Source organism: Pedobacter frigidisoli (assembly GCF_004331675.1).
Lineage (GTDB): Bacteria > Bacteroidota > Bacteroidia > Sphingobacteriales > Sphingobacteriaceae > Pedobacter > Pedobacter frigidisoli.
In genome coordinates this window covers 76,474-93,639 of record NZ_SJSN01000004.1, presented here as the reverse complement: position 1 = coordinate 93,639, position 17,166 = coordinate 76,474, and the positions used below count along the sequence as shown (strand labels likewise).

The window sequence follows — 17,166 nt, the reverse complement described above, 5'->3', positions numbered from 1 at the left end:
ATATTTCGATTTTAGAATTAAAAGATTTAGATAAGTCTTTAAAATATAGTTATGAAGATTATTATTCTTGGAAATTTTCTGACAGAGTAGAATTAATAAATGGCCAAATTTTTAGTAGTAGTGGCGAAACAATTTTGCTATCACACCAAGAAGTGCTCGGTAATATTTTCATTCAAATTGCTAATTATCTAAAAGGTAAGACGGCAAAAGTAATTGTTGGGCCGTTCGATGTTTATTTTGAAAAGAAAGACGCCATCACCATTCTCCAACCCGATATTTGTGTAATCTGCGATAAAAATAAGCTCGATGATAGAGGTTGTATTGGCGCTCCGGATATTGTTGTAGAAATTTTATCTCCTGGAAATAATATAAAGGAGTTGCTGAATAAATATCAGGTTTACGAAGAGTTCGGTGTTAATGAATACTGGGTGGTTAGCCAAAGCGACCAAAGTATTTTAATTTACACCCTAAATGAGTTAGGTAAATTTCAGCCATCGAAAATATTTACTTTAAGCGAAAAAATTGCATCATCGGTTTTGCCAGGGTTTGAGCTTTTATTGGATGATGTTTTTGAAGATTTGGATTAAGCCATTTCTTCGTCAGTGACGGCTGTTTTATATCTAACTTTCTATAAACTAACCGATTACATTTCTTAATCATTTTTATCCGTTGGTTGAAACCAACGGCAATGAAATTGAAAGCATGTAAGATTGCAACTTGCGTTGTGTACTGCATTTCATTGAAGGCTGCTTTAGCTGCCTGTATGCAGGTTGGATTAGTTGGCTTCAGCCAAAATATGCAATCTGAATAAGCAGGACAATCAAAAGCGCAATAGACTTAAGTTTTTTAAACCTGATTGAAGTGGAAATACTTTTTGATGCAGCAATTCAACAGCCTCAACTGCCATTCACAAAAAGATTGGAACAAAAAGCAGGACTGACTTTAAAATGAAATACTGAACTTGCTTTTCAAAAATAAACGAAACACCTCGCCTAGCAGGCACTCCTCTGGGAGAGAGGAATTTTATTGCACCAAACTTTTAGCTTTGCACTTTAGTCTTTCAGCTTATTTAGCTATTTTTGGGCTTTTATAACAATTTTTCATGAGCATTTCCACACATTATAATCCTGCAGAAACCGAAGATAAATGGTATAGCTATTGGCTATCGAAAAAGTTTTTTCATTCAGAACCTGATGAGCGTGAGCCTTACACTATTGTAATTCCGCCGCCAAATGTGACTGGAGTGCTGCACATGGGGCATATGTTAAACAATACGATTCAAGATGTTTTGATTCGAAAAGCTCGTATGCAGGGAAAAAATGCATGTTGGGTTCCTGGAACCGACCATGCATCTATCGCTACAGAGGCGAAAGTTGTGGCTATGTTGAAGGAAAAAGGCATTAATAAAAAAGACCTTTCTCGTGAAGAGTTTCTGAAATATGCCTGGGAGTGGAAAGAGAAATACGGTGGTATTATTTTAGAGCAATTGAAGAAATTGGGTGCAAGTTGCGATTGGGACCGTACTCGTTTTACAATGGAAGAAGACCTTTCTGCGGCCGTTATCGATTCATTTATCCATTTGTACAAAAAAGGCTGGATTTATCGCGGCATCCGAATGGTAAACTGGGATCCTGCAGGCAAAACAGCGGTTTCTGATGAGGAAGTAATTCGTAAGGAAGTAAATCAAAAGCTTTATTATATCCGCTATACCATTGTTGGCGATAAGACTTCGGACTACGGACTTCAGACTCCTGACTACCTTGTTGTTGCTACTACTCGTCCGGAAACTATTATGGCTGATGCCGCCATTTGTATTAACCCGAATGACGAGCGTTTTGCGCACCTAAAAGGCAAAAAAGTTTTTGTGCCTTTGGTTAACCATGAAATTCCGGTTATTGAGGATGAATATGTGGACATTGAATTTGGTACAGGTTGTTTAAAAGTTACACCGGCCCACGATTTGAACGATTATGAGTTGGGTGTTAAGCACAATTTACCGGTAACTGATATTTTAAACGATGACGGAACTTTAAATGAATTGGCAGTCATTTTAGTGGGCGAAGACAGATTTGTTGCCCGTAAGAAGATTGCTAAAATGTTGGAAGAGGCCGGTCATTTAGATAAGGTTGAAGATTATAAATCGCAGGTTGGTTTTTCTGAACGTACCGATGCGGCTATCGAACCAAAACTTTCTATGCAATGGTTTGTGAAGATGAAAGAAATGGCTCAGCCAGCTTTGGATGATGTTTTGAACGGAGAAGTTAACTTAATTCCGAATAAATTTGAGAACACCTATCGCCACTGGATGGAAAATGTTCGCGATTGGAATATTTCTCGTCAACTTTGGTGGGGACAACAAATTCCCGCTTGGTATGATGATAAAGGAAACTGGGTAGTTGCCAAAACCAAGGAAGAAGCTTTAGAAGAATTCTGGAAGAAAAAACATTTGGATGAAAATTGTTCAGATACTGAAAAAGCAGGATTCAAACATCAGTTAGAACCTTTTTTAAGGCAAGATGAAGATGTAATGGATACCTGGTTTTCATCATGGTTATGGCCGATTTCTGTTTTCGATGGATTTAAAGACCCGAATAATAAAGATATTAACTACTACTATCCAACCAACGATTTGGTTACTGCACCGGAAATTTTATTCTTCTGGGTGGCTAGAATGATAATGGCCGGGCATGAGTTTATGGGCAAAAAACCATTCACCAACGTTTACTTAACGGGGATAGTTCGCGATAAGTTAGGCCGTAAAATGTCTAAATCTTTAGGTAATTCACCAGACCCAATTGGATTAATTGAAAAATATGGAGCTGACGCAGTCCGCGTTGGGATGTTAATGTCGTCGCCTGCGGGTAACGATTTAATGTTCGACGAAAGCTACTGCGAACAAGGACGTAATTTCGCTTCGAAAATATGGAATGCTTTCCGTTTGGTAAAAGGATGGGAGGTAGACGAAAATTTAGAAAATCCCAATAAGCAAGCCATTTCCTGGTTTGAGAATCGTTTTAACGAATCTTTATTAGAAATCGAGGCCAACTTTAAGCAATATCGCTTATCGGAGGCTTTAATGACGACCTATAAATTGGTTTGGGATGATTTCTGCGCTTGGTATTTGGAGATGGTTAAGCCTGCTTACCAACAACCAATTGATGCCGAAAGTTATAGCGCAACCATTGCGTTCTTTGAAAATATCATCAAGTTATTGCACCCAAATATGCCTTTCTTAACCGAAGAATTGTGGCATGATGATTTGTTTGCTGAACGTGGAGAAATGGATTGTTGCATTGTTGCCGAATTCCCGAAAGGTGGTTCGATTGATGAGAAACTATTGAAAGATGTGGAGGTAATTAAAACTGTTGTAGCTGAAATCAGAAATATTCGTAACCAGAAACAAATTTCACCAAAAGAGGCTTTGCCTTTAAGCTTGAAAGTAAATTCTGATATCGATTATGAAAAATGGCTAAACATTGTTTACAAAATAGCAAATGTTTCTGCCGCAGAAATAGTAAGTGATAAGGTTGCTGGTGCAACAGCTTTTATGGCGGGCAAAGATGAATTTTTTATTATACTAACTGAAACAATTGATGTTGAAGCAGAACGCATTCGCTTAAATGCTGATTTGGTTTATTTGCAAGGTTTCTTGAAATCTGTTGATGCGAAGCTGAGTAACGAACGCTTTGTTCAAAATGCAAAGCCAGAAATTATCGCAAACGAGCGCAATAAAAAAGCAGATGCCGAGGCTAAAATCAAGATAATTGAGGAAAGTTTAGTGGTTTTGGGATAATCTAATTATTAACCTCGCAGCTTTTTAAAACCTGCGAGGTTTGTAAAAGCCCTTTAGAATTAGGTTTCTAAGGGGCTTTTTGTTTTAACCTCACACTATCAATGTTTGGAAGTTAAGCAATTATTCTGCTCTCCCTCTCCTTGAAGAGAGGGAATAATGGGCGGTAATTAAAATTCATAAGGTGAGGTTTTTATTAAGATGCTGAAATGAATTCAGCATGAAGTGTGTGTTAGCATGACTGATAAAAACAAAGTTCAAACTACAATCTTTCGTTTCCCTCTCTTCGAGGAGAGGGATGGCACTAAATCAACAATAACTTCTTCTTTTCATAGGGTAAGGTTTTTGATAAATAGAAGCGGCTTTATTCTCACCTCACCCTATCAATGTTTGTGCTTTGGCAAATTATTGCTCTCTCTCTCCTCGAAGAGAGGGATTTATGGGACAATGCTTTTAACCCGGTTCAAACCATAAAACTTTGTTTCCCTCTCTTCAAGGGAGGGAATGCACAAAATTCACAATAACTTCTTCTTTTCATGTGATGAGGTTTCTAAATTGTTACCAAAGCCTACTAAATCTTTCAACTAAAAATCCTATTTTGGATGCTGTTAAATGCAGATAAAACGTTTAACGTTATGAGCTTTTCTAACCCAATCTAAACCTATTTATTCAATGGAAAATTCCAGAAGAAAATTCATTAAACAATCTGCAGTGTTTGCTGCTGCAACTTACGCCGGCACAATGGGTATGAGCGCTAAAAGTTATGGCCGCATAATCGGTGCAAACGATAGGGTACGGGTTGGTGTTGTTGGATTCTCAGACCGATTTAAAGATACTTTACTGCCTTGTTTTCTAAATCATAACAAAGAATTAAACTTCGATATCGTCGGACTTTCTGATTTGTGGAGTTACCGAAGAGATTTAGGAATTGCACATTTAAAGCAAAAGTTTGGTCACGATATTAAAGCCTGTCGAAACAACGATGAACTTTATGCTACAAAAGATTTAGATGCAGTAATCATCAGCACAGCCGATTTTCAACATGCTTTACATTTGGTGGAGGCGATTAAAGGTAATTGCGATGCTTATGTAGAAAAGCCTTTTGCGGAAACGATGGATGATGCAAAAGCCGCCTTAAAAGCGGTTAAAGCATCTGATAGAATTGTTCAGATTGGTTCACAGCGTAGGAGCGGAGAGAATTATGCAAATGCCGCAAAATATATTCAAGATGGCAAATTTGGCCCAATTACAGCAGTTGATTTAGTTTGGAATGTAAACCAACCAGGACGTTGGCGCAGACCGGATTTAGTTGCTAAACTTAAGGAAGAAGATATCGATTGGAAAAGATTTTTATTAAATCGTCCAAATGAAGCTTTTGACCCAAGAAAATATTTAGAATATCGGTTGTTCTGGCCATATTCATCAGGAATGCCAGGTCAATGGATGTCACACCAAATTGATACCGTACATTGGTTTACAGGTTTAAAACATCCACGTAGCGTAGTTGCAAACGGTGGAATTTATACTTGGAAAGATGGTCGTAGAAACTGGGATTCGATGGTTGCCGTTTTTGATTACGGTCAGCCGAATTCTGAAGATGGATTCCAAGTTACTTTTACCTCAAGAATGCAAAACAGCGTGGGCGATGTGGGCGAAGTTTATTATTCAAATGGTGGGGAACTAAATTTAATCACCAATAAAGTTTCGCCGAAAGGTGGTTTGAGACAGCAAGAAGCATCAGCAATGGGTTTGAAAGCTAATCTTTTACCCGAATTTGATTTGAGTAAAACTGAAATAAAAGCAGCTACTGGCGCTAACATGGGTGGCGATGCGTTAACTTCTGGTCACATGCGAAACTGGATGGAATGTGTTCGAAGTCGTAAAACACCAAATGCACCAGTTGAAGCTGGTTATTCGCATTCAATTGCAAACATTATGACAAATGCTGCGGTTCGCACTGGGGCAAAATCAGTTTTCGATGAAAGCAGACAAGAAGTAATCGCGAACGGAAAAGTTTTTAAATATTAATATTCAACACGTCGTCATTGCGAGGCACGAAGCAATCTATATTCCACCGCATTAAGATTGCTTCGTGCCTCGCAATGACAGCGAACCAATAAATCAACCATGTTAAAACTCAAAAAATACAGCATTCTAGCCCTTTCCCTAATCAGTTTATCTGCCGCTGGCCAAAAATCAAAACCACTTTTCGATGGTAAAACCTTAACCGGCTGGAAAGCAGTGGCGGGTGCTGCACCTTATAAAGTTGAAGATGGAGCAATTGTAGGCACCATGACCAAGGGTACTCCAAATTCATTCTTAATTACAGAAAAAGAATATGGTGATTTTATTCTTGAACTAGATGTTAAGCTTGAGGGTGAAACTACCAATTCAGGCATTCAAACCCGTAGTCACATCAAACCCGAGGGGAATAATGGAAAAGGTTTGGTTTTCGGTCGCCAGGTAGAAATTGACCCAACGCCAAGAGCATGGACGGGTGGTATTTACGATGAGGCAAGAAGATTATGGTTATATCCATTGGAGCTAAATCAATCTGCAAAATCACTGTATAAAAAGAACGAATTTAACCACTACAAAATAGAATGTATTGGAAACGAAACTAAAACTTGGGTTAATGGAAAACCAGTTGCTTATGTGATTGATACCCTGGATAAATCTGGATTTATCGGTTTACAGGTTCATGGAATTGGAAATGAATTGGGCAATGATGGCAAAAAAGTTTACTTCAAAAACATCAATATTCAAACTGATGGATTAAAATCTAAAGCTTTCCCGAAAGGAATTTATACGGTTAATTTAACACCGAACACCTTATCAGCTTACGAAAAATCGGAGGGCTATAAATTGCTTTTCGATGGAAAAACTAATTCTGGATGGATTGGAGCTTATAAAACTGCTTTCCCTGCCAAAGGTTGGAAAATTCAAGATGGTATTATTAGCGTAGAGCCATCAGGCGGTGCCGAATCAACAAATGGAGGTGACATTGTAACCAAAGAAGAATTTGCTGCTTTTGATATGTCTTTCGAGTTTAAATTAACGCCAGGAGCCAATAGTGGCGTTAAATATTTTGTAACACTCGAAGAAAAAAATACAGGCTCGGCAATCGGCTTGGAATACCAGGTTTTGGATGATGTTTTGCATCCCGATGCGAAATTAGGAAGAGATGGAAACCGTACTTTGGCATCGTTGTACGATTTAATGACAGCTAAAAAAGAGCCTCGTTATCTTCGTCCAATTAGTAGCTGGAACAATGCCCGATTAATCGTTTATCCAAATAATAAGGTAGAGCATTATTTAAATGGCGTAAAAGTTTTAGAATACGTTCGTGGGTCGGAAGAGTTTAAAAAATTGGTAGCCATCAGTAAATATAAGGATTGGAAAAACTTTGGTGAAGCACCCAAAGGCCATATCCTAATTCAGGATCATGGCAACAAGGTGGATTTTAGAACCATTAAACTTAAAACTTTATAATGCATCGTAGGTCTTTTGTTAAGAAATCAGCTTTGTTAAGCTCAGGTCTTTTGGTTGGTAATCAGGTTATTGCAAGTTTATATTCCGATCAGGTTATAAATGTTGCCATGATTGGTTGTGGAGATAGAGGCAAAGGTGTTTTGTCGGTTATTAAATCCATGCCAGCAAAATACAAAACTGTAGCCTATTGCGATTTACTCGATTTCCGATTAAAGGAAGCTGAAAAATACGTCCCAGTCGATGCAAAAGCGGTTAAAGATTATCATCAAATTTTAGATAATAAATTGATTGATGCTGTTTTTATTGCTACGCCTTTGAGCGAACATTTCAAAATCGCTAAAGATGCAGTTTTAGCTGGAAAACATGTTTACGTTGAAAAAACGATGACATACAACATTGCTCAAGCCTTAGAACTGAAAAAATTAGTTAAAAATTATCCGAAACAGGTTTTTCAGGTGGGTTATCAATACCGATATTCGCCACTTTATTTCAAGGTTAAGGATATGATTCAGAGCGGTTATTTGGGCAAGGTTTCTCAAATCGATTGCCGCTGGGATAGAAATGGAAACTGGCGTAGGAATGTTTCAGATCCATCCTTGGAGAGAAAAATTAACTGGCGAATGTATAAGGAATATTCAGGTGGATTAGCTGCCGAACTTTTATCGCATCAAATCGACTTCATTAATTGGGCTTTCCAAACCCAACCCGATGAAATTATGGGTGCAGGAGGGATTGATATTTTTAAGGATGGTCGCGAAACTTATGATAACATTCAGGCCGTGCTTCGTTATAAAGAAAAAGGCATGATTGGCAATTTCGGTGCAACTTGTGGCAACGCACATGATGGTTATTTGTTTAAAATTAAAGGCACAAAAGGTTCGGTTTCGCTTTTAACCAACACCGGACTTTTCTATCCGGAAGAAAGCGCTAAAAAGGATTTAGGCATTGTTGATGGAGTTTCTGGAGCCACAAAAATCGTGGTAAATAAAGATGGTGGAATCCCAATTTTGGATAAAGCTACGCTCGATGGAACCAATTATGCCTTGGATGAATTTTATAAATCGATAACGTTAAATCAAGAGCCAGCATCAAATATTAATACGGGTACCCAAGCTGCAATATGTGTTGCCATGTGCAACGAGGCCATTTATTCTGGTAATAATCAATATTGGAAGAAATCGTATGATGTTTAGTATTCATCAGTTTTGACAAATTTTTTATTTCGCTAGTTTCAACGCTGGTGATGTGTAGTGTTCAACAGCTTTAACAAATTTTTTCTATGTCACTAGTAATTTGTCAAAGCTCATTTTTTTTTTGGAAAGCATTTGGCAACACATTTAGGTTACTTTGTTCCTGCTTTACTCTGCAATTTTTTTGTTTATGGTAGATTAAGCTCCTCGGAACAGCTACCAAAAAAGATTTCCATTCCAATCAGGTTTAGGTGGGCAAGACTGTGCAACTATTGAAGTTTTCCAAACATGATGGATAAAAAAATGTAAAAAAAATGCTTGCACTTTGGTTCTTGTCCTCACGAACTGAAACAGTGCATTATTTCTATCTCAATATTTTTTCTGCAGTTGGCAACCCCAAATAGCATTGCTTGCTGCGACACCCAAACCCGATCGGAGTGGTTCCGGTTTTTCACCGGAAAGAACAAAGAGCGGGACTAAACAGAGCTATCGACCACTGCAATTGCTTTCCAAAAACTTATAAATCCAAATAATTCGGCATTTCCTCCCTAAAAATAAAACTGCCTTTTTCCAAATCCATTTCGCTTGGTGCATGGAATTGTATCAAGATGCCTGTTCATAATCAATATTGGATGAAACCGTATGATGTTTAGTATTTAACAGCTTTGACAACTTTTTTCTATGTCACTACTAAAGTTGTCAAAGCTCAAATAATTAATATTCTTGTTTTGCAGTTTGCAACCCAAAATAGCATTTCTTGCTGCGCCACCTAAACCCGATCGGCGTGGTTCCGGTTTTTCACCGGAAAGAACAAAGAGCGGGACTACACTAAGCTATCAAATACTGTAATTGCTTTCCAAAATTTATAAATCCAAATACAATGGCATTTCCTCCCTAAAAACAAAACTCCCTTTTTCCAGATCCATTTTAGCGTAAACGTGTTGTAAGCCATTGGTAAGCACAATCCATTTCGCTTGGTGTATAGAATTATATCGAGATGCCTGTTCAAAAACAGACGGAGTGATCTTAACTTTTGGGGCTTTGCATTCAATTAGCATCAGCTTTTCGCCAGCATTATTGTATACCAAGATATCGCTCCGTTTTTGTAATTGATTTAAAATCAAACCACCCTCAATTTGAATTAGGGTTTTTGGAAACTTCTTTGCTAAAATTAGATTCTGAATAAAATGCTGCCGAACCCATTCTTCAGGTGTGAGCACCAAATGCTTTTTCCTCAACTCATCGAAAATAAAAACCACATCATCTTTTTGGGTAATTTTAAAAGGATATGGCGGAAGATTTAACGGGGTTGGTTTGAACATCTTAAATAGGCAATTTTAGTTAACAATTTAGCAATAAAACATTGCAGCAATTATTAACCGCCAAAGTTAATATTGTTTATAAACATTTGCATAAATCCTAAAAGCTAAATTGTAATTTTACGGCAATGACTGCTGCCGAAATTATTAAAGATATTAAAGCCCGAAAGTTTAAACCGGTGTACTTATTGCATGGTGAGGAATCTTACTACATTGATGAGGTAACAGATTATATTGAGGAAAAATTGTTGAGCGATGCCGAAAAGGGCTTCAATCAGACCGTTTTGTATGGCAAGGATACCGATATGGCAACCGTTTTAGGTGCCGCAAAGCGCTATCCAATGATGTCTGATTTTCAGGTGGTGATTGTTAAGGAAGCGCAAGATTTAAAGTGGGCAAAAGAGGAGGGGAACAGTAAGGAAGCAGAATTTGTGCTTAATTATTTTGAGAAACCCTTGTCGAGCACTATTTTGGTTTTGGCTTTTAAGTATGCCAATTTCGATAAGCGTAAAAAAATATACAAAGCAATCAGTAAAAGTGGATTGATTTTTCAATCAGATGCTGTTCGTGATTATAAAATTGTTGCTTGGATAGAAGATTTTGTGAAATCTAAAGGTTATAAAATTGATCAGCAAGCATCGGCCTTAATGGCAGAATATTTGGGGACAGACCTTTCTAAAATTGCCAATGAGATCGAAAAGTTGATGCTGAATGTGGCCAAAGATGTAGTGATAAATACAGATCTGGTTCAAAAAAATATTGGGATTAGCAAAGAATACAATGTTTTCGAATTGCAAAAAGCGTTGGCTATCCGCGATGTTTTAAAGTGCAACAAAATCATCAATTACTTCGCTAGCAATCCAAAGGCTAACCCAACGGTGATGGTTTTGGCCAACTTGGGTGGTTATTTTACCAAGCTTTTAAAATATCACTACATTCCAAATAAGGCAGATGCTGCATCGGCACTGGGAGTTCCTCCATTTTTTGTAAAGGATTACGAAATGGCAGCAAGAAACTACAATACTGGAAAAGTTTTTCAGGTAATAAGTTTACTTAGAGAATATGATTTGAAAAGCAAAGGCTTGGATAGCACTGGGAATGTTGAAGATGGAGAGCTTTTAAAGGAATTGGTTTTTAAGATAGTGCATTAATCAGTTTTCAGTAAACAATTTTCAAAATTGAAAGTTGCCCCTAAACCCTAAACCCTAAACCCTAAACCCTAAACCCTAAACCCTAAACCTATGTTACAAGGATTAAGAACAATTGTTTATTACGTTGGCGATTTGGTCGCTGCGAAAGAATGGTATAAAAAGGTTTTCGAAATCGAGCCCTATTTTGATGAGCCATATTATGTTGGTTACAATATTGGCGGCTTCGAACTCGGCTTAGATCCTGATGATTCGGGTTACAGCAATGGAAATCATGCTATAACTTATTGGGGTGTGAACGATATCAAAAAAACATTTGAGCGTTTTACGGAATTAGAAGTTGAGATTCATCAGTCGCCAAATAACGTTGGCGGTCCGATTTGGGTGGGCAGTATTTTTGATCCATTTGGAAACATAATTGGGTTGATTGAAAATCCAGAATTTACTTTAAAATAAAATATAAATATGAATTATTGGTTAGTAAAGAGCTAATGTACAAGCCAATAAAAGTGGGTTTAAATATACCTCAGGGCACTATTAATTATTTCAAATATACGAAAAAAGTGCGATTCCAGCAAGCTTTGTCAACGATTTTGTCAACGATTTTTAGGTAAATTTTGGCGAAAATAACCGTTTTTTTCTCAAAATTTGATTGGCTCAAAAACGCCGAACCAATAAAATGCGAATTTTTGATAGGTTCGTAGGTGACAAACCAATATTTACTGATTTTGATAAGGGTCTAAAATTCTGAATGTCAGTGTTTTTGCTGTTTACAGATTGTTGATAGAAATGATGCGTCTGATCAGGGCAGCTTAATTTCATCGATCTGTCGTACTTGAGGAGATACTCGTTTACCGCCTCGGATTTGTCTACCTTCTTATTGGTTTTTTTAGGCTTTTCCCGAGTAAAAACAATCTTGACAAAATCGGGATTTTGACGGGTTACCTTTGCGATCCATAAAAATATGTTATAACTCCAAATTTGTAAGCCTTGGTTTTATGATAGTGTTTTTGGTGAGATGGCGTCAATTTAATTTCGTCTATATATAGCATTGCAACAATTAAAAATTCAAGGAAAAATGTGAAAGTAATCACCTTAGCATTTGCCAAATTTTTGTATTCTAGTTATAACGTTTTTTAATATTTGATAAATTGAAATATTTAAATATATCTCTTGATTTTTAGGTCATCAACAATTGTCCCTAGTGCCTGTAAGAAAGCACTTGAGTGTTCAAAGTAATCCCCCGAGAGGGTAAAAGGCAAGAGACTTAATTAAGGTTGTTTCATTGATAGATTTATCGAATTGGAGATAATGTTCGTGCGACCGGTCTTTCCACCCTCATTCGCATCAATTGCACCAAATCGGGAAATCAGCCCCTCCTCCCCAATGTCATTAACCTAAGGAATTATATTGCTCTTTTGTAATTCGACCATGTTTGATATTTTTCTTCAGATCTCTTAATTTTAACCACCCTTTTATATGGATTTAGAATTCCTTTATCCAACAGGATTTACCTCCTTAGTTTATTACAAACCAGAGCTCGATGCCTGGAATGCTCAATCTGACAGTTGTTTTTACGTTCGTCGTTAATGGTTACTATTACGGATCTTTTCCTGAGCATAATCTTATCGCTCATGTTAGTCAGGCAATTTTTCATTTTGTTACGGATCCCAGTGACCAAATATATGCCTTCTGTAAAAAGGATTTCAAACAGCTGTTGGATATGTAGCCCTCGTCGCCAAACAACTTTCCAAATATCTTTTTGGGGAAGGTTTCTCTTTTTAAGGGCTTCCTATAATGTGTTCTAGTTGTCAGTTTTGGCCGGAACTGACTGACTCCAAGTTCCGTAATGACATAGTCCCTTGCGAGATCTCCGAGAGGGGACTTTAAAAGGCTACCCGATGGGGGTAACCTTTTTAAAATTGACAACTAACCAGAGAAGCAGATTCTTTTCAAGGACTATCAGCTACTAAAAATATCGTTCCGCGAGCTAAGATTCATATATTCTATTTTCTTTGTCCTTCTTTAACCGCTAATCATAATCCGTTAACCTTACGGCAAATACACAACGGTTGTCGCTGCCATACTTGGCTTTTTCAAATTCTGTAAGACACCAAAGCAGGCCCGTTGCGCTTTCATAATAGAGATCTTCGGCGCCATGTGGCCACCTATACCTTACGCCGAGAGCGGCGCCGTCATTATACCTCAAGAATCTCGCCGTGGACCCCTCATATTCTGAATTGTTGGTGATGCTCATAAATGTCTGGGTGCCTTTTCTATATGCCCCCTGCATATTGAATACCTTGGTGTCGCCCGCAATATCGTCTCTCGGGGTTATAGCCGTTGGGGCTGCACCGGTAAGCTGTCCGCTCGTATTTAGGGCAAACCCGCTGACCGCAGGAGTCTGTGACGGCGGGGTGCCGGTACCGTTTTTATTAAAACCATAATACTGACCGAACCAGAGATTATTTCCCTCTCCGAACTCTACGCAGGAGTAGGGCGATGCCCCCGAGAGCTGATACCATCCCGTTTCCGGAAGTATATATCCATAATTGAATGCCTGCAGGGTATTGTTCGCCATTTTTCCGCACTGTGACTCGCTGTCACTGGATACGGCAATAAAGTTGTTCAGGTCGAATACCCGCAGTCCCCTGCCGGTGTCAGCAACATAAACCTTTGTGCCATATATGGCAACCCCGCCCGCATGGATGGTTATAGGGGCAAACAGTGATCCCTTGGTATAGTTATGGGCCGCGTTCCCGTCCTGTGCATAAAGGTTGTCCCAAAGCAGGCTGTTCGATGTATTTGAATACTGCTGCACGAGCAGGATCAGTCTGTAGGTGACGTTGGACAGATCGGTGATGTCTGCCAGTGCAAGCCTAACGCCCTTATGTCCGTTATGGACGCCGGCCACGTCGTCAGGCTCCGTCCCGTACCAGGTCGTCAAGATAAACCTACGCCCCCCCATCGTAAAACCAGCAATTCCCTGCGGACGCCATTCTGCCGTCTCCTCATCGCCAGCATTCCATTTGAACCCCCCCGCACGGTTGGCCGCTGGAATGTTAAAGCCATGGGCAGAGGTGTAATTGGTCTGCCCCGTTCGGTTATAGCTGAGCTGGGTAGGGTTTTTAAAGCCATAGGAAGATAGCGATGCGACAAAGGCACTCTCATCGGTATAGGTGGAAGAGGCTGCGGCCTGAGCCAGGGATGTACCGGCGAAGGCCAGTTCCGTTTTCCCTAAACCTGAAGCGTCCGGTTGGGGTATATCTTTTTTTGAACATCCGAAAAGCAAGGCAGTCGCGATTACAGTAATTAAGGTGGGTTTTTTCATATTGATTATCGGTTTACGTTTAAGCTGCTTAAAAAGGCGATCACCTGTTTCCAAAAATCCATCTTTACGCCTGCCATTTAATATTGGTAACTTTCCCCTTATTTCGAAATAAATCATAAGCGTGAAAATAATGGTGCGGCTTTAACTTAATGTTAACTTTCCAAAACCATTTTCCCAGCGGCCAATATTGATCGAGGTGAGTCGCAAGGGAACCTATGGATTCGGGATTCAAGCTACAAACCCATTGACTTCACCTGTGACCCTTATGGGGTAACAGTAAAGTTCTCTTGGTGCTGAATGGCCTTGTTAGGGGCAACGATGGCAGGCGGTAGTCTTCGCCTTCCCAATAAACTAACTGTTGACCTTTCTCAGTCCAGATCCCGAGCTTTTGATACTAATCCCTCTAGCGGTCAATGCTGATGGGCTTTCACCAGCAGTCCCGCTACCAAATACGATAGACCAGCTGGAAGACAATGGCGACTTTTGAATCGGTTGGTGATATCGGCGCCAATGATCAAGCGATTCGGTACCAAATTCCCAAATTCCGGAAATTTTACTGCACACTTCCGTTCTTAGCTGCCAATATGTTGCGCGGTCGATTTTGATGGAAAGCCATTCCCCAAAATCCCGAGATATGGTGATCGCCCGCTTGCGAAATCTCCACTAGATGCAAAGGAAGGATTATATCGACCACGCGTGCCAACTTGGGGATAAAAACTGATATTAGTAAAAGATTTGGAGTAGAAATCTAAACTAAATGCTAAATTTCCAACCTCAAATATATTATTCACCGCGTTATGAACGAATCTACATCCAATCGGAATCTGCAATCCTCATTCGAAGATCGTTTTAAAGCCCTATTGACCGCGACATCTGATGTAGTTTATAGTGTAAGTCCGGACTGGGGCCTTATTTATGAACTGGATGGACACGGATTTCTCCAGGATGACAGGGAAGCCACCAAGGACTGGAAATTAAGAAATGTGTATTTGGAAGATCATGACATCCTCGATGCCGCTATAGCACGCGCCATCGCGACCAAGACAGTTTTTCATTTGGAGCACCGGGTCAAACGGACTGATGGCACTATCGGTTGGACATCTTCTCGTGCTGTGCCAATTCTAGCAGAAGATGGCCAGATAAGAGAATGGTTTGGTTTGGCCTCGGATATCACCGAACGGAAATTAGCGGAGGAATCATTAAAAGAATCCAGGGAGATACTTGAACAGCAAAAACGTACATATGAAACGATAACGGCCGGCACGCCCGACCTGATGTATGTTTTCGATCTTGGGTACAGGTTCACCTATGCGAACCGGGCCCTACTTGAAATGTGGGGGAAAACCTGGGATGAGGCTGTTGGAAAGGGGCTTCTTGAGAATGGTTATGAGCCCTGGCACGCAGAGATGCACGAGCGAGAAATCAATAGTATAAAAGCAACCGGAAAGCCAGTACGCGGCGAGGTCTCTTTCCCACACGCAACTCTGGGAATAAGGCTTTATGATTATATTCTTAATCCGGTCTTTGATGAGCACGGAGAGGTGGTTGCCGTCTCAGGGACAACAAGGGATGTCACTGATCGAGACCAATGGGAACGGCAGTTAAAGGAAAGTGCGGAAAGGCTTCAGGCAATAAACGAAGAATTTGCGGCAGTTAATGAGGAGCTCAGCGCATCCAATGAACAAATTCTGGCTGTAAACCAGAGTCTTTCGGAGGCAAATGAAGACATCCTTTCTGCCCAGCAGACCATTCAGGAGGGAAAGCTGGCCTTAAGTCAGGCGATTGAGGCCGCAAACTTTGGTACCTGGTACATTCATTCACAGACCAGGGAGTTTATAACCGATGCCCGGCTGAAAGAACTTTTTGGATATTACCCCAATGAGCCGCTTTCCATTGAGCAGGCAATTGCGCAGATAACTGAGGAATACCGGGAATTCGTATCGAACAAGCTCGAAAATGCAATTTACAACAACGGAGATTATGATGTGAGCTATCCGGTAATAGGCCTGCACGATAACCGCTTAAGATGGTTGAGGGCAATTGGCAATCTTATTGCCGATGCATCCGGCGCATTCTCCTCTTTTACAGGGGTCGTGATGGATATCACTGAACAAAAGATGGACGAGATCAGGAAAAACGATTTTATGGGAATGGTCAGCCATGAGCTGAAAACCCCATTGACCTCACTCTCAGCCTATCTTCAGTTATTGGGCATGCGGTCCAAAAATATTCAGGATGAAACGAGCCTGCGGGCCATTTCGCAGGCTATAAAACAGACTAAACGGATGTCGGATATGATAAACGGCTTTCTGGAGTTCTCAAGACTGGAAGCAGCAAAAATCATTTTAAAGCATGCGCCTTTTGATATTGCTGATTTGATTTATGAAGCCAAGGAAGAAGCCCTAATGCTTTACGGTACACATAAATTTATCTTTGAACCGGTCGATAGCCAGATCGTCAATGCGGACCGGGTAAAGCTCGGACAGGTAATCGCAAACCTGGTTGGAAATGCTGTCAAGTATTCAAGGCCTGAATCCACAGTACAGATTTCCTGTGTAGCATGTAACGAAGAAGTGAAAGTAAGTGTTAAGGATGAAGGACTTGGTATGAAGCGGGATGAACTTGATAAAATTTTTGCCCGCTTTTATCGGGTAGATACCAATAGCCTGATTGCCGGTTTTGGAATCGGGCTTTATGTCTCCTCAGAAATTGTGAAGTTGCATCATGGGGAAATCTGGGCGGAGAGTGAGATCGGAAAAGGGTCTGTTTTTAGTTTTACCTTTCCGCTATAATTTTAGGAGCAATTGATTGCGGGAAGACTGGATTCCATATTAAGCGGCTATTTAACTCTTCCAAGTCTTTTTGACTAAGTCCTCCCAATCATCGAACCCGGAAA

10 protein-coding genes and 1 pseudogene are annotated in these 17,166 nt (G+C 39.8%); 8 read left to right on the top strand and 3 right to left on the bottom strand.

The features are described from left to right. The first annotated feature begins 2 nt into the window (after positions 1–2). From EZ449_RS06040 to EZ449_RS06020, 5 genes are all read left to right on the top strand, one after another. The gene (locus tag EZ449_RS06040; RefSeq protein ID WP_131557074.1) at positions 3–587 is read left to right on the top strand and encodes a Uma2 family endonuclease; all 585 of its coding nucleotides are present in this window, start codon (positions 3–5) and stop codon (positions 585–587) included. Between the two features lie 515 nt (positions 588–1,102). Then, complete coding sequence (locus tag EZ449_RS06035) at positions 1,103–3,793, top strand: valine--tRNA ligase (protein ID WP_131557073.1); 2,691 nt, start codon at positions 1,103–1,105, stop codon at positions 3,791–3,793. A 669-nt stretch (positions 3,794–4,462) separates the two neighbouring features. Then, positions 4,463–5,818, top strand: coding sequence for a Gfo/Idh/MocA family protein (locus tag EZ449_RS06030; protein WP_131557072.1), 1,356 nt, complete (start codon positions 4,463–4,465; stop codon positions 5,816–5,818). Positions 5,819–5,917: 99 nt separating this feature from the next. Next, on the top strand, positions 5,918–7,282 hold the full coding sequence (locus EZ449_RS06025) for a 3-keto-disaccharide hydrolase (RefSeq protein WP_131557071.1): 1,365 nt from the start codon (positions 5,918–5,920) through the stop codon (positions 7,280–7,282). Continuing rightward, positions 7,282–8,475, top strand: a complete 1,194-nt coding sequence (locus EZ449_RS06020) for a Gfo/Idh/MocA family protein (RefSeq protein WP_131557070.1) — start codon at positions 7,282–7,284, stop codon at positions 8,473–8,475. The genes EZ449_RS06025 and EZ449_RS06020 overlap by 1 nt, the downstream gene beginning before the upstream one ends. An 860-nt stretch (positions 8,476–9,335) precedes the next feature. Here the strand turns inward: EZ449_RS06020 and EZ449_RS06015 are convergent. Further along, positions 9,336–9,794 (bottom strand): type I restriction enzyme HsdR N-terminal domain-containing protein, encoded by a 459-nt coding sequence (locus EZ449_RS06015; protein WP_131557069.1) that lies wholly within the window; start codon positions 9,792–9,794, stop codon positions 9,336–9,338. 125 nt (positions 9,795–9,919) lie between these two features. Here EZ449_RS06015 and holA point away from each other — a divergent pair, with 125 nt between their 5' ends. After that, a complete protein-coding gene (gene holA, locus EZ449_RS06010; RefSeq protein ID WP_131557068.1) occupies positions 9,920–10,942 on the top strand; it encodes a DNA polymerase III subunit delta in 1,023 nt (340 codons plus the stop codon). A 90-nt stretch (positions 10,943–11,032) separates the two neighbouring features. Continuing rightward, a complete protein-coding gene (locus tag EZ449_RS06005; RefSeq protein ID WP_131557067.1) occupies positions 11,033–11,395 on the top strand; it encodes a VOC family protein in 363 nt (120 codons plus the stop codon). A 1,081-nt stretch (positions 11,396–12,476) separates the two neighbouring features. Here EZ449_RS06005 and EZ449_RS23610 read toward each other — a convergent pair. Beyond that, positions 12,477–12,733, bottom strand: a pseudogene (locus tag EZ449_RS23610) (transposase); the annotation flags it as partial. A gap of 238 nt (positions 12,734–12,971) precedes the next feature. Further along, positions 12,972–14,387, bottom strand: a complete 1,416-nt coding sequence (locus EZ449_RS05995; protein WP_205942952.1) for a hypothetical protein — start codon at positions 14,385–14,387, stop codon at positions 12,972–12,974. 680 nt (positions 14,388–15,067) lie between these two features. Between EZ449_RS05995 and EZ449_RS05990 the strand changes: the two genes are divergently transcribed. Beyond that, on the top strand, positions 15,068–17,062 hold the full coding sequence (locus EZ449_RS05990) for a PAS domain S-box protein (RefSeq protein WP_131557066.1): 1,995 nt from the start codon (positions 15,068–15,070) through the stop codon (positions 17,060–17,062). Positions 17,063–17,166 lie beyond the last annotated feature (104 nt).